General features: G+C 43.7%; 26 protein-coding genes. 24 read left to right on the top strand and 2 right to left on the bottom strand.

Going from position 1 to position 26,480, the window contains the following annotated elements:
* The first annotated feature begins 41 nt into the window (after positions 1-41).
* Positions 42-410 carry a 50S ribosomal protein L7/L12 gene (gene rplL / locus CKV62_RS07865; RefSeq protein WP_038116191.1) on the top strand — a complete coding sequence of 123 codons (369 nt, stop codon included), beginning with the start codon at positions 42-44 and terminating at the stop codon, positions 408-410.
* Between the two features lie 48 nt (positions 411-458).
* Here the strand turns inward: rplL and CKV62_RS07860 are convergent, their stop codons facing one another.
* A complete protein-coding gene (locus CKV62_RS07860; RefSeq protein ID WP_095066426.1) occupies positions 459-2,075 on the bottom strand; it encodes an ArnT family glycosyltransferase in 1,617 nt (538 codons plus the stop codon).
* 254 nt (positions 2,076-2,329) lie between these two features.
* On the opposite strand from CKV62_RS07860, the gene CKV62_RS07855 reads away from it, so the two are divergent.
* From CKV62_RS07855 to rpoC, 3 genes are all read left to right on the top strand, one after another.
* Entirely contained in the window at positions 2,330-3,745 is a 1,416-nt protein-coding gene (locus tag CKV62_RS07855) for an aspartate ammonia-lyase (RefSeq protein WP_095066425.1), read from the top strand.
* A gap of 365 nt (positions 3,746-4,110) precedes the next feature.
* Positions 4,111-8,265 carry a DNA-directed RNA polymerase subunit beta gene (rpoB, locus tag CKV62_RS07850; protein WP_095066725.1) on the top strand — a complete coding sequence of 1,385 codons (4,155 nt, stop codon included), beginning with the start codon at positions 4,111-4,113 and terminating at the stop codon, positions 8,263-8,265.
* A gap of 27 nt (positions 8,266-8,292) precedes the next feature.
* On the top strand, positions 8,293-12,495 hold the full coding sequence (gene rpoC / locus CKV62_RS07845; protein WP_095066424.1) for a DNA-directed RNA polymerase subunit beta': 4,203 nt from the start codon (positions 8,293-8,295) through the stop codon (positions 12,493-12,495).
* 244 nt (positions 12,496-12,739) lie between these two features.
* Here the strand turns inward: rpoC and CKV62_RS07840 are convergent, their stop codons facing one another.
* Complete coding sequence (locus tag CKV62_RS07840) at positions 12,740-14,761, bottom strand: BCCT family transporter (protein ID WP_095066423.1); 2,022 nt, start codon at positions 14,759-14,761, stop codon at positions 12,740-12,742.
* Positions 14,762-15,116: 355 nt separating this feature from the next.
* Between CKV62_RS07840 and CKV62_RS07835 the strand changes: the two genes are divergently transcribed.
* From CKV62_RS07835 to rpsN, 20 genes are all read left to right on the top strand, one after another.
* Complete coding sequence (locus tag CKV62_RS07835; protein WP_095066422.1) at positions 15,117-15,362, top strand: ribosomal L7Ae/L30e/S12e/Gadd45 family protein; 246 nt, start codon at positions 15,117-15,119, stop codon at positions 15,360-15,362.
* Between the two features lie 76 nt (positions 15,363-15,438).
* Complete coding sequence (gene rpsL / locus CKV62_RS07830) at positions 15,439-15,813, top strand: 30S ribosomal protein S12 (protein WP_038116209.1); 375 nt, start codon at positions 15,439-15,441, stop codon at positions 15,811-15,813.
* 51 nt (positions 15,814-15,864) lie between these two features.
* Complete coding sequence (gene rpsG, locus CKV62_RS07825) at positions 15,865-16,335, top strand: 30S ribosomal protein S7 (protein WP_095066421.1); 471 nt, start codon at positions 15,865-15,867, stop codon at positions 16,333-16,335.
* An 18-nt stretch (positions 16,336-16,353) separates the two neighbouring features.
* Positions 16,354-18,429, top strand: a complete 2,076-nt coding sequence (gene fusA, locus CKV62_RS07820) for an elongation factor G (protein WP_095066420.1) — start codon at positions 16,354-16,356, stop codon at positions 18,427-18,429.
* Between the two features lie 50 nt (positions 18,430-18,479).
* Positions 18,480-19,667: an elongation factor Tu gene (gene tuf, locus CKV62_RS07815; protein ID WP_095066419.1), complete on the top strand. Its 1,188-nt coding sequence runs from the start codon at positions 18,480-18,482 to the stop codon at positions 19,665-19,667.
* Positions 19,668-19,848: 181 nt separating this feature from the next.
* The gene (gene rpsJ / locus CKV62_RS07810) at positions 19,849-20,160 is read left to right on the top strand and encodes a 30S ribosomal protein S10 (RefSeq protein ID WP_004695100.1); all 312 of its coding nucleotides are present in this window, start codon (positions 19,849-19,851) and stop codon (positions 20,158-20,160) included.
* Positions 20,161-20,172: 12 nt separating this feature from the next.
* Complete coding sequence (rplC, locus tag CKV62_RS07805; RefSeq protein ID WP_095066418.1) at positions 20,173-20,814, top strand: 50S ribosomal protein L3; 642 nt, start codon at positions 20,173-20,175, stop codon at positions 20,812-20,814.
* Between the two features lie 26 nt (positions 20,815-20,840).
* Entirely contained in the window at positions 20,841-21,464 is a 624-nt protein-coding gene (gene rplD, locus CKV62_RS07800; protein ID WP_038116113.1) for a 50S ribosomal protein L4, read from the top strand.
* A complete protein-coding gene (rplW, locus tag CKV62_RS07795) occupies positions 21,464-21,748 on the top strand; it encodes a 50S ribosomal protein L23 (protein WP_004695108.1) in 285 nt (94 codons plus the stop codon). Before rplD ends, rplW begins: the two co-directional genes overlap by 1 nt.
* Positions 21,749-21,774: 26 nt before the next feature.
* Entirely contained in the window at positions 21,775-22,605 is an 831-nt protein-coding gene (gene rplB / locus CKV62_RS07790; RefSeq protein ID WP_095066417.1) for a 50S ribosomal protein L2, read from the top strand.
* A gap of 23 nt (positions 22,606-22,628) precedes the next feature.
* Positions 22,629-22,910, top strand: coding sequence for a 30S ribosomal protein S19 (rpsS, locus tag CKV62_RS07785; protein ID WP_038116116.1), 282 nt, complete (start codon positions 22,629-22,631; stop codon positions 22,908-22,910).
* 13 nt (positions 22,911-22,923) lie between these two features.
* Entirely contained in the window at positions 22,924-23,259 is a 336-nt protein-coding gene (rplV, locus tag CKV62_RS07780; protein WP_038116117.1) for a 50S ribosomal protein L22, read from the top strand.
* Between the two features lie 16 nt (positions 23,260-23,275).
* Positions 23,276-23,944 carry a 30S ribosomal protein S3 gene (gene rpsC, locus CKV62_RS07775; RefSeq protein ID WP_095066416.1) on the top strand — a complete coding sequence of 223 codons (669 nt, stop codon included), beginning with the start codon at positions 23,276-23,278 and terminating at the stop codon, positions 23,942-23,944.
* Positions 23,944-24,381, top strand: coding sequence for a 50S ribosomal protein L16 (rplP, locus tag CKV62_RS07770; RefSeq protein WP_038116122.1), 438 nt, complete (start codon positions 23,944-23,946; stop codon positions 24,379-24,381). The genes rpsC and rplP overlap by 1 nt, the downstream gene beginning before the upstream one ends.
* Positions 24,371-24,574, top strand: coding sequence for a 50S ribosomal protein L29 (gene rpmC, locus CKV62_RS07765; protein WP_004695115.1), 204 nt, complete (start codon positions 24,371-24,373; stop codon positions 24,572-24,574). Before rplP ends, rpmC begins: the two co-directional genes overlap by 11 nt.
* Before the next feature lie 41 nt (positions 24,575-24,615).
* Complete coding sequence (gene rpsQ, locus CKV62_RS07760; protein WP_004695116.1) at positions 24,616-24,876, top strand: 30S ribosomal protein S17; 261 nt, start codon at positions 24,616-24,618, stop codon at positions 24,874-24,876.
* 24 nt (positions 24,877-24,900) lie between these two features.
* The gene (gene rplN / locus CKV62_RS07755; protein ID WP_004695117.1) at positions 24,901-25,269 is read left to right on the top strand and encodes a 50S ribosomal protein L14; all 369 of its coding nucleotides are present in this window, start codon (positions 24,901-24,903) and stop codon (positions 25,267-25,269) included.
* An 18-nt stretch (positions 25,270-25,287) separates the two neighbouring features.
* Positions 25,288-25,608, top strand: coding sequence for a 50S ribosomal protein L24 (rplX, locus tag CKV62_RS07750; RefSeq protein WP_038116124.1), 321 nt, complete (start codon positions 25,288-25,290; stop codon positions 25,606-25,608).
* 23 nt (positions 25,609-25,631) lie between these two features.
* On the top strand, positions 25,632-26,171 hold the full coding sequence (gene rplE, locus CKV62_RS07745) for a 50S ribosomal protein L5 (protein WP_095066415.1): 540 nt from the start codon (positions 25,632-25,634) through the stop codon (positions 26,169-26,171).
* 16 nt (positions 26,172-26,187) lie between these two features.
* On the top strand, positions 26,188-26,457 hold the full coding sequence (gene rpsN / locus CKV62_RS07740) for a 30S ribosomal protein S14 (protein WP_004695122.1): 270 nt from the start codon (positions 26,188-26,190) through the stop codon (positions 26,455-26,457).
* The last annotated feature ends 23 nt before the right edge of the window (positions 26,458-26,480 follow it).

The following is a 26,480-nucleotide window of genomic DNA, read 5'->3' as shown; positions in this document are numbered from 1 at the left end:
TGACACCGGCATACTAAACTAATTTATGGAGGAAATCTAAAATGGCATTGAACATTGAAAACATCGTTGCTGAATTGAAAGAAGCAACAATCCTTGAACTTAATGATCTTGTAAAAGCAATCGAAGAAGAATTTGGCGTAACTGCAGCAGCTCCTGTAGCTGTAGCAGCTGCTGGCGGTGCTGACGGCGGCGCTGCTAAAGATTCCTTCGACGTAATCTTGAAAGAGGCTGGCGGGTCCAAAATCAACGTAATCAAAGTTGTTCGTGAAGCAACTGGTCTTGGCTTGAAAGAAGCTAAAGCAATCGTTGACGGCGCTCCTGCACCTGTAAAAGAAGGCGTAGCTGCTGATGCTGCTGAAGCTTTGAAAGCTCAGTTGGAAGAAGCTGGCGCAACTGTAGAATTGAAATAATTTCGGCCATACTAAAAGGCGTACCCATGGGTACGCCTTTTTTGTTTCTTATTGAACCTTGTAAATCTTAGCCGTTGCGGTTTTACCGATTTCTCTCGTCATGGGATAGGCTGACGATTCAGTAAATTTTTTCTTGTATTTGTCGGGAACGATGATAATAGCACCGTGTTCTTTAGGCACTACCTGATAGAATTCGTCTTTTGTGATAGTCGGCATTAATGTTTTACCTTCCGTCCACAGCGGATTATCGGTAGTATGCACGAATACCTGTGTAGGTGTAGCTTCTGTATAATACCGGATTGATGTGAAATATGTACCATATACATAGATCTTTTGACTACTTGATTCTATGTATGATTTAAATTGAATCCCCGATTGATTGAGCAGAATAGGAGGGACTGTGACAGTTACCGCACTGTATAGGATAACTATCGGTGTAAGCAGGTAGATAGTCTGCTGCCAAAGGGTTTTTATGAAATGTTTTGATACTATCAGTAACAGCGGGATTATTGCTGACGTAATCATCAACGGTGCAGGCCATAGCTCCGGTGATGTAAAGCTGGCAGTTAAGAAAATACTTAAATATATGAAAAATGGAATGGATATAATATATGTAAAGGTTTTATCATTTTTATTGATAATAGTTATGAAAGCTTCCGCACCCCATATGATACATGGAATGATAGCGAGTAGTGTATAGGTTATATATTTTGTGGCTACCACTGAATAGAAGACAACGATAACTGCAAACCATAGAATACCTAATAGATCGAAATTATCTTTCCGGCTGATACTTTTAAGACGATAGATTATGGTCGGCGTCCATGGCAATAGGGCGAGCGGAATAAGGATTATGTAGTAGTACCAAACATTAAACTTCGGATGTTCTGATACGATGGCCCGATCAATGTTATGAAGGCCTAAAAAGCCGATGATGAAATCCTGACCATGTATAGTGTACATAGCCATATACCAGGGGCAGCCGATGATGAAAAACAGAATAAGGCCTAATGGATTAAAAAGTAATCGCATATCATCTGCAAGGCTGTAGTCTGTATTTTCTCTATGAGCGAACCACCTCATACAAATAAATAACAGTAAAATCAGTCCCGGCAATACGATGCTTACCGGCCCTTTCGTGAGGACCGCAAAAGCGGCTGCCACATAGGCTTTCACCATAGAAGCTCTGTCGCGATTCTCAAAGGCTAAATAAGAATAGCCGAAAATGCCGAGTGAGAAGAAAAATAAAAATCCGTCTGTTATGATGGCGTGTGAAATATACCAGAACTGCAATGTGCTGAAAAGCAGTATGGCGCTTGTCACGGCAAGATGTGTTGATTGTTTTATACGAAATACAAGATGATACATCAGGGCTATACTGGCGCCTGCGATCAACGTATTCGGCATGCGCGATGTAAAGTCAGATATACCGAACAGTTTGTATGTTATCATGAGAGCCCAATAGGTGAGAGGCGGTTTATCATACCATACCTGGTCATATATCATGGGCGATATCCACGAGTTATGCTTCAGCATCGTGATAGCGGACAGAACATAGTTGGATTCCACCGGATCCGTTACAGGTAAATAGGCATTGTAAAATCCGTAACTGATGACAGTTAACAAGAACAGTGCGCCTATTCGTAATTTATGATTATCAATCATGTAGTTGTACTCCTTACTTACATAGTCTATCTTATTGTACTATAGGGGCGAGAATTATTAAATACAGCTTTAATTTAATATATTTATTCATTAAAATAGATTTCTATACATTATATAGAATATTGTTTGTAAGGAATACTTGAAATGACTTTTGTGTATACAAGATACATGTTATAATGAAGCCATAAATGAAGTGTACGTTATCAAAATTTTACCGTTTTCAAAGACATAGTACATTGGAAAGAAGGTTTATTATGAGAAAAGAACACGATTTTCTGGGTGAGTTAGAAGTAGCTGATGAGCTATATTATGGTGTACAGACAATTCGTGCATTAGAGAACTTCAATATTACGGGTAAACATTTAGACCAGGATTTTATCAAATCTCTGGCGATGGTAAAAAAAGCATCCGCATTGGCGAATATGAAGACGGGTCGCTTAAATGTATCTATCGGTAAAGCCATTGCGCAGGCGGCGGACGAAGTTATCGCCGGTAAATTTGCGGATCAGTTCCCTGTAGATCCGATCCAAGGCGGAGCCGGCACATCTGTTAATATGAATATGAACGAAGTGTTGGCCAATAGGGCTCTTGAAATTCTAGGCCATCCTAAGGGTAACTATGATATCGTTAGCCCTAATAACCATTGTAATATGGCGCAATCTACAAATGATGCATTTCCGACGGCTATCAAGGTATGTGCTATCTTGAAGACAAAACCGCTTCTTGAAGCGTTACAACGTCTCGTGGACGAATTGGAAAAGAAAGCGGAAGAATATAGTGAAATTTTGAAGATGGGGCGTACTCATCTTCAAGATGCGGTTCCTATTACGTTAGGTCAGGAAATGGGTGCTTATGCATCCGGTGTACGCCGCGGTATTAAGCGTATTAAATCCGCCGTTGAAGGCGCTCATGTCATCAACATGGGGGCTACTGCTGTAGGCACGGGCCTTAATGCGGAGCCTAGTTATATTCATGATGTGGCGTATGAACTCAGCGAAGTCGTAGGTGAACCGTTCTACACAGCGGATAATCTCATTGATGCTACGAATAATACGGATATTTTCGCGGATATCTCCAGCGGTATTAAAGTTACCGCATTGGTACTTATCAAGATGGCCAACGATTTCCGTTTGATGGCATCCGGTCCTCGTTGCGGTATCGGTGAATTGAAGTTGCCTCCTCGTCAACCGGGATCCTCCATCATGCCGGGGAAGGTTAATCCTGTTATCGCGGAAGTATTGAACCAGGTGTGTTATCAAGTTATCGGTAATGATCTTACCATCACGTTGGCTGTGGAAAACGGCCAGTTTGAATTGAATGTAATGGAACCGGTATTGGCATATAATTTATTTAATAATCTTTGCTACCTCAAAAATGGGGTTAATACATTTGTAGATAAATTATTGGTGGATCTTGAAGTCGATCGGGAGCAATGTGAGTACTGGCTCAACCGTTCCGTAGGTATCGTGACGGCATTGTTGCCGCATTTAGGATATGAAACGGCATCGGCTCTTGCGAAGGAAGCGTATAAATCGGGCCGTGCTATTCGGGATATCATCTTGGAACAAGGCTTATTAACGGAAGAAGAAATCAATCATATCTTATCTCCTAAGGAAATGACACGGCCCGGTATTGCCGGTGCGAACCTTTTGAAACATAAGGGAAACTAAACATTCGTTTTTAGATTCGTTATTAATATGAACACGTCTATTTCGATATGATATCAAATGAATGATACATGAAAATCAAAAACTGTCAACCCCTTTGGTTGACAGTTTTTTGCATTACTGATAAAATTATATATTGCAAAAGTAGCGTTTTCTGCTTTTGGATGCAAAAACTATAACACAAATAGTGATGAGGTTTTCTTCCAAGGTTGTGCTTGGTTAACGGGAAGCAAGGTTATTTTAAAAATGAAATGGACCTTGCTTTATTTGACGTTATTCGAGCAGGAAAACTGAGACCTGTAAGATGTCTTTTTCATGCCGTTATAGAAAATGGTAGACCGGTGTGTTTGATAGGGGTGAAAGCAAATATGTTCAAACCTGAACAGGTAGGCAAAAGGACTCGTTATACATATGCAAAAATTAACGAAGTTATCAAGATGCCGCATTTATTGGACATTCAGCGTAAATCGTATGAATGGTTCTTGGAGAGTGGTTTACAAAATATTTTCAACGATATTTCTCCGATTAAAGACAATTCAGGTAATCTAGTACTTTCTTTTGAAGGGTTCAGCTTGGGTGAACCTAAGTATGATATTAATGAATGTAAAAATCGTGACGCTACATATGCAGCGCCACTTCGCGTAAATATTCGCTTGGTAAATAATGATCCGGAAAATATGGACATCAAGGAACAAGAAGTATTTATGGGCGATTTTCCGTTGATGACTGATACGGGTACTTTCATCATCAATGGTGCGGAACGCGTTATCGTATCTCAATTGGTACGTTCCCCTGGGGTATACTATGGTAAAGAAATCGATACCATGGGTAATCGATTGTATGAGTCCACCGTTATCCCTAATCGCGGTGCGTGGATAGAACTTGAAACAGATGCGAGTGAAGTGGTGTCTGTCCGTATTGACCGAAACCGTAAATTACCGGCAACGGTATTGGTTCGTGCATTAGGCTGGGATACTAATGAAAGTATCCTCGATCTATTCTGGAACGGCGAGACCGGTGAGGACGGATTGCCGGTATATGATGAACGCATCGTTCGCACACTGGAAAAAGACACGACTCAATCTGCTGATGAAGCATTGGTTGAAATTTATAAGAAATTACGTCCCGGCGAACCTCCAACTGTGGAATCCGCTCGTAATTTGTTCGATAATTTATTTTTTGATGCCCGCCGTTATGATTTGGCGCGCGTAGGCCGTTATAAATTAAATAAAAAACTCGGCTGGCGTCAACGTATGTTGGGTCAAACATTGGCGCAACCTATCGTAGATACTGAGACGGGTGAAATTATTCTCGACGCAGGCGTGCAGGTTTCCGAGGAACAATTGGGTGTAGTGGCTGAAAGCCACGTGTTCGACGGTGAAGGCTTTGCAGAGTTCTATATTCAAAATTCTGACGGCACGTCTTCCAAGGTGATCTGCAATAACTGCAATTTGCCATATGAACATCGCACGGTTACAAGAGAAGATATGATTGCTAATATTTCGTATTTGCTCAATCTTATGGATGGTGCGGGTCATACTGATGATATCGACCATTTGGGGAATCGTCGCCTTCGTTGCGTAGGTGAATTGTTGCAAAACCAATTCCGTATCGGTTTAACCCGTATGGAGCGCGTTGTTCGTGAGCGCATGACGATTCAGGAAATTGAATCGATTACGCCGCAAGCGTTGATCAATATTCGTCCTGTAGTGGCGGCAATCAAGGAATTCTTCGGTTCTTCCCAGTTGTCCCAGTTCATGGACCAAACAAATCCATTGGCGGAGTTGACTCACAAACGTCGTTTATCCGCTCTCGGCCCTGGCGGTTTGTCTCGTGAACGTGCCGGTTTCGAAGTTCGTGACGTGCATCATTCTCACTACGGCCGTATGTGTCCGATTGAAACGCCGGAAGGTCCGAATATCGGCTTGATCAACTCTTTGTCCAACTATGCAAAGGTAAATGAATTCGGCTTTATTGAAGCGCCATATCGTCGCGTTGAAAAAATTTACGGTAAAGGTAAAGAAGCCGATACCGTTGTTAAAGTGCGCGTATCTGACAGCGTTGTATACATGACGGCTGATGAAGAGGAAGGTATGACTATCGCTCAGGCGAACTCGCCTATTGATGCGGACGGTTACTTCATGGAGGATCATGTTGCCTGCCGTCGCGGTCATGATGTATTGGAAGTTACACCTGATAAGGTCGACTATATGGACGTTAGTCCGAAAGAAGTTGTATCTATCGGTACAGCTATGATTCCCTTCCTTGAAAATGACGATGCTAACCGTGCCTTGATGGGTGCGAACATGCAACGTCAGGCGGTGCCACTCTTGCGGGCTCAAGCCCCTCTTGTCGGTACAGGCATGGAATATACAGCCGCAACTGACTCCGGTGTCTGCGTATTGGCGCGCGAATCCGGTAAAGTCGTACGTTGCTGGGGTAATGAAATTCACGTTCTTCGCGATAGCGACGGCCGTGTTGATACATACCGTTTGAATAAATTCCTTCGTTCCAACCAATCCACATGCTTTAACCAGAAACCGATCGTCAATCGAGGTGACCACGTTGTAAAAGGCCAGGTGTTGGCTGACGGCCCTGCTACCGACGGCGGTGAATTGGCATTGGGCTATAACGTTCTTGTAGCGTTTATGCCTTGGGAAGGTTATAACTACGAAGATGCTATCCTGCTCAGTGAAGAACTTTGCAAGGAAGATATTTATACATCCATTCATATTGAAGAATACGAATGTGATGCGCGTGACACCAAATTAGGTGCCGAAGAAATTACGCGTGAACTGCCTAATACAGGTGATGATACGCTTAGAAATCTCGACGAAGACGGTATTATCTGCATCGGTGCAGAGGTACATCCGGGGGATATCCTCGTAGGTAAAGCAACACCGAAGGGTGAAACTGAACTTACGCCGGAAGAACGCTTGCTACGTGCAATCTTTGGTGATAAAGAACGCGAAGTACGCGATACATCCCTGCGCGTGCCTCATGGCGAATCCGGTAAAGTAGTAGACGTTAAGGTTTTCACTCGTGAAAACGGTGATGAATTACAACCGGGCGTAAATAAACTCGTCCGCGTATATATCGCTCAAAAACGTAAGATTCATGAAGGCGATAAAATGGCGGGTCGTCATGGTAACAAAGGTGTCGTTTCCCGCGTTATGAGAAAAGAGGATATGCCGTTCCTTCCTGACGGTACACCGGTACAAATCGTGTTGAATCCATTGGGCGTACCGTCCCGTATGAATATCGGGCAGGTTCTTGAAACTCATTTGGGCTGGGCCGTTCAAGGTCTAGGTATGAAGATTAAAGAAACGGATCTTCATATTCAGAATGTGTTGAAAGAAGCGCGTACCGACAGCTCTTATTGGGATGAAATCGAAGCCGTTCGCGATTTATATGGTGAAATTGAAGCTTTGGAAGCAAAGGTTACAGAAGATGTAACGGTAGATCATTTCGATGAAAATGAAAAAATCATTGATTTGAAAGCGAAAATTCTTAAACATATAGAAAAAGCGGCGCAGAAGAAATTCAAAGTTATGGGCGGTGAAGCTCGTTATCAGGAGCTCAAAGCTTTGGAAGCTAAATACAATGCACTTCATATGGAATATTTCGACTCCGAAGAAGAAGCGGCGGAAATGGATCCGGCTCTCGTAGAGGAGCTGGCCGCTATCGATAAGGTTAAGAATACCCTTAACGATATTGAATCCGCCGAAGCGAAGCGCGTTGAAATCCGCAAAGCCTTGGAAGGCCTCGGCTATGATTACGAAAAATACGGCATGCCGAAACCTGATGTAGCGGGTATTCATATCGCTACACCTGTATTTGACGGTGCTCACGAAAAAGACGTATTCGAAACCTTGGCGATTGCAGGTCGTCCTGATGACGGTAAAACCGTACTATATGACGGTCGTACCGGTGAACCGATGGATAATCGCGTTACGGTCGGATATGTTTATATGCTTAAACTCCATCATTTGGTTGATGATAAGATTCATGCTCGTTCCACAGGTCCGTACTCCCTTGTTACACAACAACCGTTGGGTGGTAAAGCTCAATTCGGCGGTCAGCGTTTCGGGGAAATGGAAGTGTGGGCTCTTGAAGCCTATGGTGCAGCCTATACACTTCAAGAGTTGCTGACCGTTAAATCCGATGATGTCGTAGGCCGTGTGAAAGCGTACGAAAAAATCGTTAAAGGTGAAAACATTCCAGAACCGGGCGTACCTGAGTCCTTTAAAGTATTGCTCAAAGAACTTCAAAGTATCGGTCTTGATGTAAAAATATTGAATGAAGATCAAGAAGAAGTAGTAATGAAAGAACTTGATGACGAAGATGAAGCGGTAGAAACTGGTATTGAAGATGTTATGGACGGCAGTGCTGTTGAAACAGATGAAGTAACAGTTGTAGAACCGGAAGCAGAGGAAGAAGCACCTGCCGATAATGGCGGGGAAGATGATATTCTCAGCCAACTGGCATATCCTATGGATCAATCCTCTGACGATGAAGACTGAAACTATCTATAGAAGGGAGCGATAGTAGTGCTAGACGTAAATGAATTCGATTCCATGCGAATCGGCTTAGCCTCTCCGGAACAGATCTTGGCATGGTCTCATGGGGAAGTTAAGAAACCAGAAACAATTAACTACCGTACGTTAAAGCCGGAACGTGATGGCCTGTTCTGTGAACGCATTTTTGGACCTACAAAGGATTGGGAATGTCACTGCGGCAAATATAAACGTATCCGTCATAAAGGCGTAGTCTGCGATAAATGTGGTGTTGAAGTTACTCGTGCAAAAGTACGTCGTGAACGTATGGGTCATATTGAATTGGCCACTCCTGTATCTCACATCTGGTACTTTAAAGGTATTCCGTCCCGTATGGGCCTGATCCTTGATGTATCTCCACGTTCTTTGGAACGTGTATTATACTTTGCTTCTTATATCGTAGTAGATCCTGCTGGAACACCGTTGGCGAAACGCCAATTGTTATCCGAGCAGGAATATCGTGAATATGAAGCTCAATTTAACGAAGACGGTTATACTATCGGTGGTAAATCCGTCGTTATTGAAACGGTGGCGCAACGCAACGAACGTTTGGCCATCGTGCGTGAAGCACAACGCAAAGAACGCTATAATGCGGCTCTTCGCGATGATGCGACGATTCCGGAAGCCGACAAAGAATACGAGGAACTCACTCGTGAAGAACGCTATGAATTAGGCGCTTCCGAAGAAATTCTTTTCGCCTGCATCGATATGGGGGCTGAGGCGGTAAAAGCGCTTTTAGCTGAACTCGATTTAGAAGTATTGAATGCTGAATTGCGTGAAGAATTGAACACGGCCAGCGGTCAGCGTAAAATTCGTGCGGTTCGCCGTTTAGAGGTTGTAGAAGCATTCCGTCAGTCCGGTAACCGCCCTGAATGGATGATTATGGATGTGGTTCCTGTAATTCCACCTGAATTGCGCCCTATGGTTCAGCTCGATGGCGGTCGTTTTGCCACATCTGACCTCAATGATTTATATCGCCGTGTCATCAATCGTAACAACCGTTTGAAACGATTGCTCGATTTGGGGGCACCTGACATCATCGTACGCAACGAAAAACGCATGCTTCAGGAAGCGGTGGATGCGTTAATCGATAATGGCCGTCGCGGTCGTCCTGTTACGGGACCTGGTAACCGTCCGTTGAAATCCTTGTCCGATATGCTCAAGGGTAAACAAGGTCGTTTCCGTCAGAACCTGCTCGGTAAACGTGTTGACTACTCCGGTCGTTCCGTTATCGTAGTAGGCCCTGAACTTAAAATGCATCAATGCGGCCTGCCTAAGGAAATGGCGTTGGAATTGTTCAAACCGTTCGTTATGAAACGTCTGGTTGAACGCGGTCAGGCATCCAATATCAAGGCTGCTAAACGTCAAGTTGAAAGAATCGGTCCCGGCGTGTGGGAGTCCTTGGAAGAGGTTATCAAGGAACATCCTGTTCTCTTGAACCGCGCCCCTACATTGCACAGACTTGGTATCCAGGCTTTCGAACCGATTCTTTGGGAAGGCCGTGCCATCAAGTTGCATCCATTAGTATGTACAGCGTTCAACGCCGACTTTGACGGTGACCAAATGGCGTGTCACTTGCCATTGTCCGTTGAAGCACAGGCGGAAGCACGTACATTGATGCTTTCCAGCCATAATATCTTGTCTACGAAGGACGGTAAACCGGTAGCGGTACCGTCTCAGGATATGATCTTGGGTACATACTACTTGACGGTTGTACGTGAAGATACTAAAGACAAGGCAAAAACATTTGCTACTTATGATGAAGTTATGCTTGCCTATGAATCTCATGTCATCGGATTGCAGGATATTCTCTATATCCGCATGCCTGAACATGGTCGCGTGGAAACCACTGCTGGTCGCCTGATCTTCAATAACGCGTTATTCCCTGAATTATGGCAATATGAACAACGTGAAGACGGTACTTATTCTTTGGGTAAGGTTATGGATAAGAAAACCGTCGGCAAATTGGTTGATCAATGCTTCCAGTTGTTCGGTAACGAAAAAACGGCGGAATTATTGGATAGAATCAAGTCCTTGGGCTATTCTTTCGCACGTCGCGCCGGCATGACCGTAGCGATTGCGGATATCAAGGTACCGGATGTCAAGTTTGATTTACTTGATACGGCGGAACAAGAGGTAGAAAAAGTATCCCGCTTGTACCGGCGCGGTCTCATTACAGAGGAAGAACGGTATCGTAAGACTATTCAGTTGTGGACTCAGGCGACAGAAGATGTTACCGATGCCATGATGGATAATATGGCCTGCGATAAAGACGGCTTTAACCCTGTATATATGATGGCTATCTCCGGTGCCCGCGGTAATAAACAACAGATTCGTCAGCTTGCCGGTATGCGCGGTTTGATGGCGGATCCGTCCGGTCGTATCATCGACTTGCCGATTAAGGCGAACTTTAAAGAAGGCTTGACCGTATTGGATTACTTTACATCCTCCCACGGTGCCCGTAAAGGCTTGGCCGATACGGCGCTTCGTACAGCTGACTCCGGTTACTTGACCCGTCGTCTTGTTGACGTATCTCAGGATGTAATCGTTCGTGAGGATGATTGTGATGTGGTAGGTATCGACCTCGTTCGTGAACGGGCTCGTTTGGCCACATCTTCCCGTCAGGCGCTGGACTTGTTGAAAGACAAGCTTCTCGGCCGCGTGTTGGATAAAGACGTGGTTAATGCGGAAACAGGCGAACTTGTGGTGCCTGCTGAAACCGTTCTTGATGAACAATGTTTGACGGATATTGCTGAATCCGGTGTTACATCGATCGCTTTGCGCGGTGTGCATTTGGGCTCCGACAGCGATATCAACCATACTAACCTGGTTCAGAAAATTATTCTTGGTGAAAGTGATGACAGCATCCGTGCAACATTGAAGGAAACCATGGTTCAGAATATGTTGAACAAGGATACTGTAAATGCCATCGTCGACAGTGACGGCGTGGAAATTTTCCCTGCCGATACACGCCTTACGGAAGAAGGCATCGAAGCTATTCTTAACTCCGATGTAAAAGAAGTACAGGTGCGCAACAATGAAATCCACGGTATCGAAGTGGAAGCTATCGTTGAAGGTACCGGTGTTATCGAACCGTTAAAAGACCGTATCGTAGGCCGCATTGCAGCCGAAGAATTGGTTAACAAGGAAACTGGCGAGGTTATCGTTCCTCTTAACGGTGAAATTACGGAAGCATTGGCTGATGAAGTAGTAAAACACTATGAAACCGTTAAGATCCGTTCCGTATTGACCTGCCGCAGCCCTTATGGCGTATGCCGCAAGTGCTACGGTCGCGATTTAGGTACGGGTAACCAGGTTCAAGTCGGTGAAGCCGTAGGTATCATTGCAGCACAATCCATCGGTGAACCGGGTACTCAGTTGACAATGCGTACATTCCATACAGGCGGTGTCGCAGGTGACGATATCACACAAGGTTTGCCGCGTGTCGAAGAATTGTTCGAAGCGCGTAAGCCGAAACGTAATGCCATTATCGCCGAAAACGAAGGGACTGTTCGCGTTGTGCCTAACGAAGGTAAAAAAGGCACCAATACAATCTTCATCACCGGTGAAGACGGTATCGAACTTGATTATCTCATCCCTTACGGTTCCCGCATTATCGTTAAAGACGGTGATGTGGTATCCTTGGGCGCCCGTTTGACAGAAGGCTCCATCAATCCTCATGACATCATGCGTGTCATGGGTACGGAAGCGACACAACGTTATCTCGTATATGAAGTGCAGAAAGTATACAAATCCCAAGGTGTAGAAATTAACGATAAACATATCGAAGTTATCGTACGCCAAATGCTTCATAAAGTTAAAATCGAAACTGCCGGCGATGCCGATATGCTTCCTGGGGATATGGTCGACGTTAATACTTTTGACGAAGAAAATCGTCGTCTTACTCTTAACGGTCGTGAAAATGCTACAGGCAAGCGCACGTTGTTGGGTATTACAAAAGCCGCATTGGCTACGGATTCCTTCTTGTCCGCTGCGTCATTCCAGGAAACGACACGTGTTCTTACCGACGCTGCCATCAAGGGTAAAATCGATCCATTGTTGGGCTTGAAAGAAAACGTAATTATCGGTAAGTTAATTCCTGCCGGTACAGGTATGAGTCGTTACCGTAAGATTGAAGTTGTAAAAAATACACCTGAAATCATTGATATTACGGAAGAGGTTATGTCTGAAGATTAATTGCTTCGGACCGGCCGTTAGGCCATATTAATTGTATAGATTTGTTGCATCGTTGATACTGTGCGACAGAATAAAAAGGGTGCACCCGCGAGGTGCACCCTTTTGTTATAGGCATATATTGATTTTAAGCTCTATGATTATAGGACTATATAATTATGCCTGTATAAATTGGGGGCTATATGATATGTGTTAGTGTCATTTGGTGAATTTAAATGATACTTAGTTGATTGCTGTTTTATAAAAATTACTCGGCCGCTTCCTCCGCGTCATGAGCCATGATGTCATAACCGACGTCATCCGATAAGGTTAGATATCGTTCATATTGTCGAATGATATCGGTAATGATATCCTCGCGTGTCATATATTGTGCATCATATCCGGCGCGACCGTCACTGAAATATGTCATGGGAATTGCATTTGTGCTTTCAGTAATATGGGGAATGTTGGGATCGTCAATGAGATGATCCGATACCTCCTGTGTAACGAGCTTGATACCGTAGGTAAAATTGCGCATCGATTCCTTTTCGATGGTCAACTCCACGGAGGCGTCGTTACCGTTGAAGTGTTTGTCAATTCGCGTAGTTAATCCGTATTCCTCGGTTAACTCTTTATTAAGCTGGTACATTGCGGGTAATACGGTCGTTTTCATAAAGGAAATAACATCTTCCGACTGCGTTTGATTGAGTATTTTAGCTAGACCCTGCTTCCAGTTTTTACTGTCCCAATAGATGGATGTGGTTGAAAGTTTCGTATTAAAGTATTGATTATCCGTCAATAATCCCTGCCATAAGCTGTAGCACATGATGACCATCAAGGCTGCAAACGGCAAGGCGAGAATGAGTGTTACCGACTGGAGTACGTTGAGCCCGCCGATACTGAGCAAGCTGATGGCGAGGAATGCCATCACGACGCCCCACATCGGACATTGCCATTTCGGTGATGGCGTGCCTTTGTCATAAGCGGCGATATTATTTAAGACATAAATCCCCGAGTCGGCGGATGTGATGAAAAATAATGCCAATACGATAATCGATAGGAGACTGGTCAGCCCGGATAACGGTAAATACTCGAGAAATGCGAAGAGCAGCTGCTCCGGTTTATCGGTTAATGCACCGAGTGCGCCGTTTGCCACGCTTTCATCAATATAAATGGCGGTATTGCCGAAGATGGTGAACCAGACGATGGTGAATACGGTGGGGATGATGAGAACGCCGAAGATGAATTCTCGAATTGTTCGACCTCTTGAGATTCGTGCGATGAACATGCCGACGAATGGCGCCCAAGATAACCACCATGCCCAAAACAGTATGGTCCAGCTGAAAAACCATGGACGGTTTTCCGGCGTGTAGATAGATGTATAGAAGCTTTGTCCCAGAATATGTGACAGATAGTAGCCGAAGTTTTCCACCATGGAGTTTAATAGAAGCAAGGTAGGTCCGGCGCAGAGAACAAAGAGCATTAAGACTAGTGCAACGGATATATTGACTTCGCTGAGCAGTTTAACGCCCTTGTCGATGCCTGTAACGGCGGATAAAACGGCAATGGACATAATGACGATGATGATGACCGTTTGTGCGGGAAAGTCGTTAGCGGAAATGACGTCAATATATAGAAAGCCCGAACCTAATTGGGCGGCACCGAATCCTAACGTGGTCACAATCCCTAATAAAGTTACGCAAAGTGCGATGATATCGATGATATGCCCACGAGGACCGTTGATCTTATCTTTCCACAACGGATAGAAACATGAGCGGAGCGCCAGGGGCAGTTTATAACGGAAACCGAAATATGCCAGTGCTAAAGCCATGATGCCGTATACAGTCCATGCGTTGATGCCCCAGTGGAAAATGGATCGGAATAGAGCCTCCTTGGCGCTCGGTGCACCGCCGACCAGGGCTACGGCGGAATGATAATGCGAGAGCGGTTCAGCAGTACCGAAGAACATGAGACCTACACCGGTACCGGCCGCAAACAGCATGGCGAGCCAAGCTGTATAAGAAAATTCAGCTTCCTCGTCGTCGTTGCCGAGTTTAATATCGCCCAGTGAACTGAGTGCGAGAAATATGCTGAAGATAAAGAAGAGGCTGATCGCTAAGATGTAAAACCAGCTGAAATCTTCAAATATGATATCCCGAACCCCTTGGAGGATCGTTTGAGATATTTGCGGAATCAGAAGGGCGCATAAGCTAAGCCCTAAAACGATAGACAAGCTGCCTATGATTACAGGTGGATTGAAGTTTGAATAACGCTTGATGAGTTGGATCATATAATCTCCTTTCTATAATAATTTATAATTACAAATATTTGTTCTATATAAATTTATATCATACTAAAATGGTGTTTATATTAATTTTGCATAATTGGTAAAAGAAAAAATAATAGCGCATGCATAGAATGAGTAATTATTCGCCAAAACAATCAAATGTGAATAAAAATTCTTTATGTATTTATAAAATGAAGCGACATGAAACACACGGATGAGTGTGCATATAAAATGTAGATAAATAGCGGTGTAAGACGTTGAAAATCGTTTGACATGGTCTTGCGTAATTGATATACTTACATAGTGCTCTGGGCATGGTATGCCTAATCAGCATAATTTCGTAAGGAGAATTAGTACAATGGACATTGCCCATCTGAAGTCGGTGAACAAAACGATCGGTGCCAAGCAAACGTTGAAACAAATTGCTAAAGGCGCTGTGAAGTATGTGTTCCTGGGTTGTGATAGTGATGAACGTGTGGTACAGCCTTTACGGACTGCTTGTGAAGAACAGGGAATACCTGTGAATGACAAGCACACCATGGATGATCTCGGACGTGCGTGTCGCATCAAGGTGCGCGCTACGGCGGTGGGAATCCTGCGTTAATCTCGGTAATATCCGATGTAACACTTTGTTATGGCGGATCAATTATAAATCTCAAATTTGGAAAGGAGGTGCCCAAATGCCAACAATTAATCAGCTAGTACGTAAAGGTCGCGAAAGCATGACTAAAAAGTCCGATGCTCCAGCACTTCAAGAAAGCCCACAAAAACGTGGTGTATGTACTCGTGTGTACACAGCTACTCCAAAGAAACCAAACTCCGCGCTTCGTAAAGTTGCCCGTGTACGTTTGACAAACGCTATTGAAGTAACTGCTTACATCCCAGGCATTGGTCACAATTTACAAGAACACAGTGTTGTACTTATCAGAGGCGGTCGTGTTAAAGACCTTCCAGGTGTGCGTTATCACATTGTTCGTGGTGCATTGGATACAGCTGGCGTACAAAACCGTATGCAAAGTCGTTCCAAATACGGCGCGAAAAAAGCTAAAAAATAATTTTAGCCAGTAAACAAATTAACACACATCTATATAAAGGAGGGATTGAACATGCCAAGAAAAGGCCCTGTTCCGAAACGTGATGTACTTCCAGATCCGGTGTACAACAGCAAATTAGTTACACGTTTCATCAACAAAGTTATGTACGATGGCAAAAAAGGCATTGCTGAAACTATCGTATATGATGCATTTGAAATTATTCGTTCCAAAATGGGTCAAGACCCAATGGAAGTTTTTGATCAAGCATTGAAAAATGTTATGCCTGTACTTGAAGTGCGCGCTCGCCGTATCGGTGGTGCTAACTATCAGGTGCCGGTTGAAGTTCGTGCTGATCGCCGTCAAACCCTAGGTATTCGTTGGGTTGTAACCTACGCTCGTCTTCGTGGTGAACGCACCATGAAAGAACGCTTAGCAGGCGAATTGATGGACGCTTTCAACAATGCAGGCGCTGCAATCAAGAAAAAAGAAGATACTCATAAAATGGCAGAAGCTAATAAAGCATTTGCTCATTATCGTTGGTAATAAGAGGAGTTGACAACTGTGGCAAGAGAGTTTTCCTTAGCAAAAACTCGTAATATCGGTATCATGGCTCACATCGATGCCGGTAAAACAACTACTACAGAACGTATCCTCTACTATACAGGTATCGTTCACAAGATCGGCGAAGTACATGAAGGTGCTGCTACGATGGACTGGATGGAGCAAGAGCAAGAACGTGGTATCACAATCACTTCTGCTGCAACAACTTGTCAATGGAAAGAACATCGTATTAACATCATCGATACTCCTGGTCACGTTGACTTTACTGTAGAAGTAGAACGTTCTCTACGTGTTCTTGACGGCTCCGTAGCGGTGTTCAGTGCTAAAGGTGGCGTTGAACCTCAATCCGAAACTGTATGGCGTCAAGCGTCTAACTACGGTGTACCTCGTATTGCTTATGTAAATAAGATGGATACGATCGGTGCTGACTTCTTTAACGTAGTTGACATGATGAAAACCCGTTTGGGTGCAAATTCCGTAGCAATTCAAGTGCCAATCGGCGCTGAAGATACTTTCCAGGGCATCATCGATTTGATGACTATGAAAGCGGAAATTTACAAATCCGATGACGGTAAAGAATTTGAAATCACTGATATCCCGGCTGAATATCAAGAAGTAGCGGAAGCTCGTCGCGAAATGATGATCGATGCTATCGCTGAAACTGATGACGATATCATGATGAAATATTTGGAAGGCGAAGAAATCTCCATAGAAGAATTGAAAGCAGCGATGCGTAAAGCCGTTATTGCTAACCAATTGTTCCCGGTTCTTTGCGGTTCTTCCTACAAAAACAAAGGTGTACAAATGTTGTTGGACGCTGTCATCGATTACATGCCTGCTCCAATCGATATTCCACCTATTAAGGGTGTAGTTCCTGGTACTGAAGAAGAAACAACTCGTCCTTCTTCCGATGAAGAGCCATTTTCCGCATTGGCATTCAAAATCATGGCTGACCCTTATGTTGGTAAATTAGCGTTCTTCCGTGTGTACTCCGGTACATTGGAATCCGGTTCTTACGTTTTCAACTCCACTAAAGGTAAAAAAGAACGTATCGGCCGTATTCTTCAAATGCACGCTAACTCCCGTAAGGAAATCGAACGCGTTTATTCCGGTGATATCGCTGCGGCGGTTGGTTTGAAGGATACTACTACAGGCGACACATTGTGTGATGAAAAAGCTCCTGTAATCCTTGAATCTATGGAATTCCCGGAACCGGTTATCTCCGTTGCCGTTGAACCTAAAACAAAAGCTGACCAAGAAAAAATGGGTACGGCTCTTGCTCGTTTGGCGGAAGAAGATCCTACTTTCAAAGTTCGCACTGATGAAGAAACAGGTCAAACTATTATTTCCGGTATGGGTGAGCTTCACCTGGATATCATCGTTGATCGTATGCATCGTGAGTTCAAAGTGGACTGTAACGTAGGTAAACCTCAAGTTGCGTACCGCGAAACTATCCGCAAGTCTGTTAAGGCTGAAGGCAAGTTCGTACGCCAATCCGGTGGTCGTGGTCAATATGGTCACTGCTGGTTGGAATTGATTCCTCAAGAACCGGGCGCTGGCTTTGAATTTGAAAACAAGGTCGTAGGTGGTGCGATTCCTCGTGAATACATTGGACCTGTTGAAAACGGTGTTAAAGAAGCTATGGAAACCGGTGTTATCGCCGGATATCCAATGGTTGATGTCAAAGTTATCGTATTCGACGGCTCTTACCATGACGTTGACTCCAACGAAATGGCCTTCAAAATCGCCGGCTCTATGGGCTTCAAAGAAGGTGCTCGCAAAGCAGACCCTGCATTGCTTGAACCGTACATGGCCGTAGAAGTAGACGTTCCTGAAGAATATATGGGCGACGTAATCGGTGACTTGAACTCCCGTCGTGGTCGTATGGACGGCATGGAAGCTCGCAATGGCAACCAACATATCAAAGCATATGTTCCGTTGAGCGAAATGTTCGGTTACGCAACTGATCTTCGTTCCAAAACGCAAGGTCGCGGTAACTACTCCATGACATTCGATCATTATGAAGAAGTTCCTAAGAAAATTGCTGAAGAAATTCAAGCAAAGAAAAATGGTTAATCTCACATTTGATTAATAGAATTACTATTTTCCTCGGAGGATAATTTAAAATGGCAAAAGAAAAATTTGAACGTACGAAACCGCATGTTAATATCGGTACAATCGGTCACGTTGACCATGGTAAAACTACTTTGACTGCTGCAATCACTAAAGTATTGGCTGAAAAAGGCCAAGCTGACTTCCAGGATTACAGCATGATCGATAAAGCTCCTGAAGAACGTGAACGCGGTATCACAATCAACACTGCACACGTTGAGTATGAAACTGAAAATCGTCACTATGCACACGTTGACTGCCCGGGCCATGCTGACTATGTTAAAAACATGATCACCGGCGCAGCTCAAATGGACGGCGCTATCTTGGTTGTATCCGCAGCTGACGGCCCTATGCCTCAAACTCGCGAACACATCTTGTTGGCTCGTCAGGTTGGCGTTCCTGCAATCGTAGTATTCTTGAACAAAGCCGATATGGTTGACGATGAAGAATTGATCGAATTGGTTGAAATGGAAGTACGTGAACTTCTTTCTTCCTACGAATTCCCTGGCGACGAAGTGCCTATTATCGTAGGTTCCGCATTGAAAGCGTTGGAAGGCGACGCTCAATACGTAGCGAAAATCGACGAATTGATGGCGGCTGTAGATTCCTACATCCCAACGCCGGTTCGTGATACTGATAAACCTTTCTTGATGCCTGTGGAAGACGTTTTCACAATCACCGGTCGTGGTACAGTGGCAACCGGCCGTGTTGAGCGTGGTGAAGTAAACGTCGGCGACACTGTAGAAGTAGTAGGCTTGAAAGAAAAAGCTGAACAATACGTTGTTACAGGTCTTGAAATGTTCCGTAAAACATTGGATTCCGCAGTAGCAGGTGACAATGTCGGTGCATTGCTTCGCGGTGTTGACCGTAAAGACATCGAACGTGGTCAAGTATTGGCTAAACCGGGTTCCATCAACCCACACACTAAATTCAAAGCGGAAGTGTACGTTTTGACTAAAGAAGAAGGTGGCCGTCATACTCCATTCTTCTCCAACTACCGTCCACAATTCTATTTCCGTACAACAGACGTAACAGGTGTTGTAAACCTTCCTGAAGGTGTAGAAATGTGTATGCCTGGCGATAACGTAACAATGGAAATCGAATTGATCACTCCAATCGCTATCGAAGAAGGTCTTCGCTTCGCGATCCGCGAAGGTGGCCACACAGTAGGCGCCGGCGTAGTAACACAAATCGAAGGTTAATATGCCTTTTATGCTCATCGCAGTGATGCGCTGAGTACAATACTTGCAGCACATAAGAGCGGCAGATACTGCCGCTCTAGTGTTGTGTTTTTAAACTATGAAGTAGAAGGTTGCCTCTGCGGGGGAGAATTTCTATGGAGCAGTTCATTCATGAAATGGACGACAGGAGGAATTATTAATAATGGCTAAACAGCAAAAAATCCGTATTCGCCTTAAGGCATACGACCACAAAGCTCTCGATCAAAGCGCTGCTAAGATCGTAGACACTGCAAAAAGAAATGGCGCTATGGTTTCTGGTCCGATTCCATTGCCAACAGAAAAGAATATCTTCACGATTCTTCGTTCCGTACATGTAAACAAAGACTCCCGTGAACAATTCGAAATGCGTACACATAAACGCTTGATTGATATTCTTGAACCAAATTCGAAAACAGTAGATGCTATCACTCGTTTAGATTTACCGGCTGGTGTATCTATTGAAATAAAACTATAAGGAGGTGCGATAATGTCTAAAGCTATTTTGGGTAAAAAATTAGGAATGACACAAGTCTTCACAGCTGAAGGCCGTTTAGTTCCTGTAACAGTAGTGGAAACTACCCCAAGTGTTGTAGTGCGCGTAAAGACTGTTGAAACAGACGGTTACGAAGCAGTACAAATCGGTTACGGTTCCATTAAAGAAAAACATTTAACAAAACCTGTAAAAGGTCAGTTCGACAAAGCTGGCGTAGCTCCAGTGAAATATCTTCGCGAAGTTCGCGTTGACAATGCAGCTGACTACACAGTAGGCCAAACTCTGGCAGCTGATATCTTCGCAGAAGGTGAATTGGTGGACGTAGTGGGTACAGGTAAAGGTAAAGGGTTTGCTGGCACGATTAAACGCCATAATTTCTCCCGTGGTCCTGAAACTCACGGTTCCAAATCTCACCGTGAACCTGGTTCCATCGGTCCTATGATCTCCGGTGGCGGCGGTAAGGTATACAAAGGTAAAAAACTCCCTGGACAAATGGGTGGTTACAGAGTTACCGTACAACGCTTATCCGTTGTGAAAGTTGATGCTGAACGTAACCTTTTATTGGTTAAAGGTGGTATCCCAGGCGCTAAAGGTAGCTTGGTTAAGGTTCAGAGCACGGTTAAACCTGTTAAATAATCATTTGTCGAAAGGAGGATTATGTAATGCCTACAGTAGCAACATATAATCAATCCGGCGTTAAAGTCGGTGAAATACAGTTAAACGATGCAGTATTCGGCGTTGAAGTAAACGAAGCCGTTATGCATCAAGCCGTAGTTCGTCAATTGTCTAACGAACGTCTCGGCACACATGCAACAAAAACTAGAGGTATGGTTCGCGGCGGCGGTCGCAAACCTTGGAAACAAAAAGGTACCGGCCGTGCACGTGCGGGCTCCAGCCGTTCCCCAATCTGGATCGGTGGCGGTACTACATTTGGTCCTCAACCTCGCAGCTATTATAAAGCTATGCCTCGTAAGGCTAGACGTTTGGCAGTTAAATCTGCTCTTAGCGATAAAGTGAATAATAGCGAATTATACGTTTTGGAAGAAATCACATTAGCAGCTCCTAAAACTAAAGAAGTGTTGAACATTCTTAACAGCTTCAACGTTGGTGATGCAAAAGTATTGTTCATCACTGAAGGTGATGTAAATGTTGAACGTTCCGCTCGTAATATCCAAGGTGTTAAAGCATTGGCTTGCGAAGGTATGAACATTTTCGATCTTCTTCATTACGATAAGCTCTTCATTACTAAAGGCGCTGTCGAAAAAATCGAGGAGGTGCTCGGATAATGCAATTACATGATGTACTAATCCGCCCGGTTATTACCGAAAAATCCACTATGCTTATGGAAGAAGGCAAATACACTTTCCGTGTGCCTTTAACTGCAAATAAAGTGCAAATCCGTCAAGCAGTTGAAAAAATCTTCAATGTAAAAGTAGAGAAAGTAGCTACTATTCGCGTTTTAGGCAAAACTAAACGCATGGGTCGTACACAAGGTAAACGTAGCGATTATAAAAAAGCTATCGTAACCTTAAAAGCTGGCGAATCCATTGAATTCTTTGAAGGTGTCTAAGAGTCTAGTTGTAAGGAGGCCCACTAATGGCAATTAAATCATTTAAACCGTACTCCGCTGGTCGCCGGTTTATGACAGTATCCGCCTTCGACGAAATCACAGCAAGCAAACCGGAAAAATCCTTGCTCACTAAGATTTCTCAAAAAGGTGGTCGTAACAATACTGGTAAAATGACGGTTCGTCACCAAGGTGGCGGTCATAAACGTCAATACCGTATCATTGACTTCAAACGTACTAAAGATAATATTCCAGCCAAGGTAGCTACAATCGAGTATGATCCTAACCGTTCTTCTCGTATTGCTTTGCTTAACTATGCTGATGGTGAAAAACGTTACATTTTAGCTCCAAACGGCTTAAAAGTTGGTGACGTTGTATTCTCCGGTCCTGAATCCGATATTAAACCTGGTAACTGCTTACCATTGATGAATATTCCGGACGGTACTCAAATCCACAATATCGAATTGAAAATCGGTAAAGGCGGTCAAATCGTTCGTTCCGCTGGTACATCCGCTCAGTTGATGGGCAAAGATAATGGCTATGCTATTCTTCGCTTGCCATCCGGCGAAATGCGCCGCGTACGTCAAGAATGCCGTGCGACAATCGGTGTTGTAGGTAACGCTGATCACAGCAACCTTGTAATCGGTAAAGCCGGTCGTCATCGTTGGATGGGCGTTCGTCCTGGTAACCGCGGTGTTGTAATGAACCCTTGTGACCATCCACATGGTGGTGGTGAAGGTAAATCTCCTGTTGGTCGTAAACATCCTGTTACACCTTGGGGCAAACCAGCACATGGTGTTAAAACTCGCGACAAGAAAAAAGCTTCTAACAGCTTGATCATTAAACGTCGTACAAAATAGGATAAAGGAAAGGAGATAAAATAGTGTCCAGATCTATTAAAAAAGGCCCTTTCGTAGCAGATCATTTGCTTAAGAAAGTTGATGCTTTAAACGAAACTAACGAAAAGAAAGTTGTAAAAACCTGGTCCCGTGCCTCTACTATTATCCCTAGTTTTGTAGGCCACACAATTGCTGTGCATGATGGTCGCAAACACGTACCTGTATTCATTACAGAAGATATGGTAGGTCATAAATTAGGTGAGTTCGCCCCTACACGTACTTATAGAGGTCATGGTAAGGACGAAAAATCTACAGGCAAAAAATAGGAGGAAATAATACATGGAAGCAAAAGCAATCGCTAGACATATCCGAATCGCGCCTCGTAAAATCCGTATCGTAGCAGATTTAGTGCGCGGTAAAAACATCGGCGAAGCATTTGCCATCTTGAAGTTTACTCCGAAAGTTGGCGCCGATGTAGTAGAAAAAGTTATGCGTTCTGCTGTAGCAAATGCAGAACACAATTTCGATATGAATGTTGACAATCTTTACGTATCCGAGATCTTCGTTGATCAAGGTCCTACATTAAAACGCATTCATCCTCGTTCCCGTGGTCAAGCTTTCAAAATCTTGAAACGCACTAGCCACGTAACAGTAGTAGTTAAAGAAAGAGCTTAAGAAGGAGGGAATCAGAGTGGGTCAAAAAGTTAATCCACACGGTTTGCGTGTCGGTATCGTAAAAGATTGGGACGCAAAATGGTATGCAGATAAAGATTTCGCTGCTAATCTTCATGAAGACGTAAAAATTCGTAACTTCTTGAAAGAAACCCTTTTCATTGCAGGTATTTCCCGCATTGAAATCGAGCGTACAAATAAACGTATTAAATTGACTATCCACACTGCGAAACCAGGTATGGTTATCGGTCGTGGTGGTGCTGGTATCGAAGATATCAAAAAAGCAATGACTCGTTTCACTGATAAACAAGTGGACGTTAATATCGCTGAAATTAAACAGGCAGATATGGATTCGACATTAGTTGCTGAAAACATTGCCGGCCAATTGGAACGCCGTGTCGGTTTCCGCCGTGCAATGAAACAAGCTGTTGGTCGTACGATGCGCTTGGGTGCAAAAGGTATTAAGATCATGGTAAGCGGCCGTCTTGGCGGTGCTGAAATCGCTCGTAGCGAATCCTACCGTGAAGGTTCTATCCCATTGCATACATTGCGTGCAGACATCGACTATGGTACTGCTGAAGCTCATACAACATACGGTTGTATCGGCGTTAAAGTATGGATTTACAAAGGTGAAGTTTTGCCTGAGGCTAAACAAGCGCCTGCTAAGAAGGAAGAAGGTGGCAAGTAATGCTTATTCCAAAGCGCGTAAAACATCGTAAGCAATTCCGCGGCCGTATGAAAGGTCGTGCTATGCGCGGTAATACAGTGTCTCATGGTGAGTTCGGCTTGGTAGCATGCGAACCATCTTGGATTACAAACCGTCAAATCGAAGCTGCCCGTATTGCTATGACTCGTTATATCAAACGTGGCGGTAATGTATGGATTAAAATTTTCCCTGACAAACCAATCACAGCTAAACCTGCTGGTACTCGTATGGGTTCCGGTAAAGGTTCACCTGAATACTGGGTAGCAGTGGTTAAACCAGGTCGTGTAATGTTTGAAATGGACGGTGTGCCTGAGGCTGTAGCTCGTGAAGCTATGCGTCTTGCAAGCCATAAACTTCCAATCAAATGCAAATTTGTTGTTAAGGGTAAAGAATTGGGTGGTGACGTAAATGAAGGTTAATGACATTCGCAATATGAGCGCTGCCGAAATGGAACAAAAAGTTTCCGGTCTTAAGGAAGAGTTATTTAACCTCCGTTTTCAGCTTGCAACAGGTCAATTAGAAAATCCTATGCGCATTCGTGAAGTTAAGAAGACAATCGCTCGTATTAAAACTGTACAACGTGAAGTTGAACTTAAATCTGAAAACGCATAATAACACAGATTTGTTAAAGTTTGAAAAGGAGGCTTAAAATCGTGGCAGAAGAAAGAAACGTACGTAAAGTCCGCGTAGGTAAAGTTGTTAGCGACAAAATGGACAAAACTGTTGTTGTTGCTGTTGAACGTAAAGTACCTCACGCATTATATAACAAGCCAATGGTTAGCACAAAACGCTTCAAAGCTCATGACGAAAATAATGAGTGTCAAATTGGCGATACAGTTAAAATTGTAGAAACTCGTCCACTTTCTAAAGATAAATGTTGGAGAGTTGTTGAAATTCTTGAAAGACAAAAATAAGAGTGATGTAAGGAGGAATAGACGATGATCCAGCAACAAACAATTTTGAATGTTGCCGACAACACTGGTGCTAAACGTATTATGTGCATCCAAGTCATGGGCGGTTCTTATCGCAAATTCGGCAATATCGGTGACGTAATCGTTGCTTCTGTAAAAGATGCATCACCCGGTGGCGTTGTCAAGAAAGGTGACGTAGTCAAAGCTGTTATTGTTCGTTCTAAAAAAGGTATCCGCCGTCAAGACGGTTCCTATATCCGTTTCGATGAAAACGCAGCAGTAGTTATTAAAGATGACAAGACCCCTCGTGGTACTCGTATCTTTGGACCGGTAGCGAGAGAACTTCGTGAAAAAGATTTCATGAAAATCGTTTCTTTGGCTCCGGAAGTATTATAAGAAGGAGGAACGCAGCATATGGCTAAATTACAAATCAAAAAAGGCGATACCGTTGTTGTTATCTCCGGTAAAGATAAAGGTAAGCAAGGTAAAGTAATCGCTACTGAACCTAAAAAAGAACGCGTATTTGTTGAAGGCGTTAACACCGTAAAACGTCACACAAAACCTTCTCAAGCTAACCCACAAGGCGGCATCGTTACTAAAGAAGCTGGTATTCATGTTTCCAACGTAATGATCGTTGATCCAGAAACTAAAACAGCTACTCGTATCAAAAAAGTAGAAGGTAAGGACGGTAAATTCGTTCGTGCTACTGTTAAATCCGGTACAGTACTTAAATAATCAGGAAAGGAGGAGCTACATAAATGTCTCGTTTGTTTGAACAATACAACTCTGAAATCAAAAAGAGTATGCAAGAAAAATTCAGTTACGGCAACGTAATGGAAATTCCTAAATTGGAAAAAATCGTTATCAACATCGGCGTAGGTGATGCAGTAGGTAATGCAAAAGCATTGGAAGCAGCTGTTCATGATTTGACTATCATTGCAGGTCAAAAACCTGTAATCACAAAAGCTAAAAAATCCATTGCGAACTTTAAAGTTCGTGAAGGCATGTCGTTGGGTACAAAAGTTACTCTTCGCGGCGAACGCATGTATGAATTCCTTGATAAATTGATCAATGCGGCATTACCTCGTGTACGTGACTTCCGCGGTATCAGCGCTACTGCATTTGATGGCCGTGGTAACTACGCTTTGGGTCTTAAAGAACAGCTCATCTTCCCTGAAATCGAATATGATCAGGTAGAACGCGTTACTGGTATGGATATCATTATCGTAACAAGTGCTAATACAGATGAAGAAGCTCGTGAATTGTTGACTCAATTCGGTATGCCTTTTGAAAAATAATAGGAGGAACATATAGATGGCTAAAAAATCTATGATTGAACGCGAAAAGAAACGCGCTAAAATCGTTGAAAAATATGCAGCTAAACGTGAAGCGTTAAAAGCAGCAGGTGATTATGAAGGCTTATCCAAATTACCGGCTAATGCATCTCCAACACGCTTGCACAATCGCTGCAACTTAACTGGTCGTCCTCACGGCTATATGCGTAAATTCGGTATCAGCCGTATTGCGTTCCGTGAATTGGCGTATAAAGGACAAATTCCTGGTGTTAAAAAAGCCAGCTGGTAATATTAGACGAGAGGAGGTTTTTA

Source organism: Veillonella rodentium, assembly GCF_900187285.1.
GTDB classification, from domain to species: Bacteria; Bacillota; Negativicutes; order Veillonellales; family Veillonellaceae; genus Veillonella; species Veillonella rodentium.
Note: the sequence above shows the minus strand (reverse complement) of the source record. Positions and strands in the feature narration are given on the sequence as shown.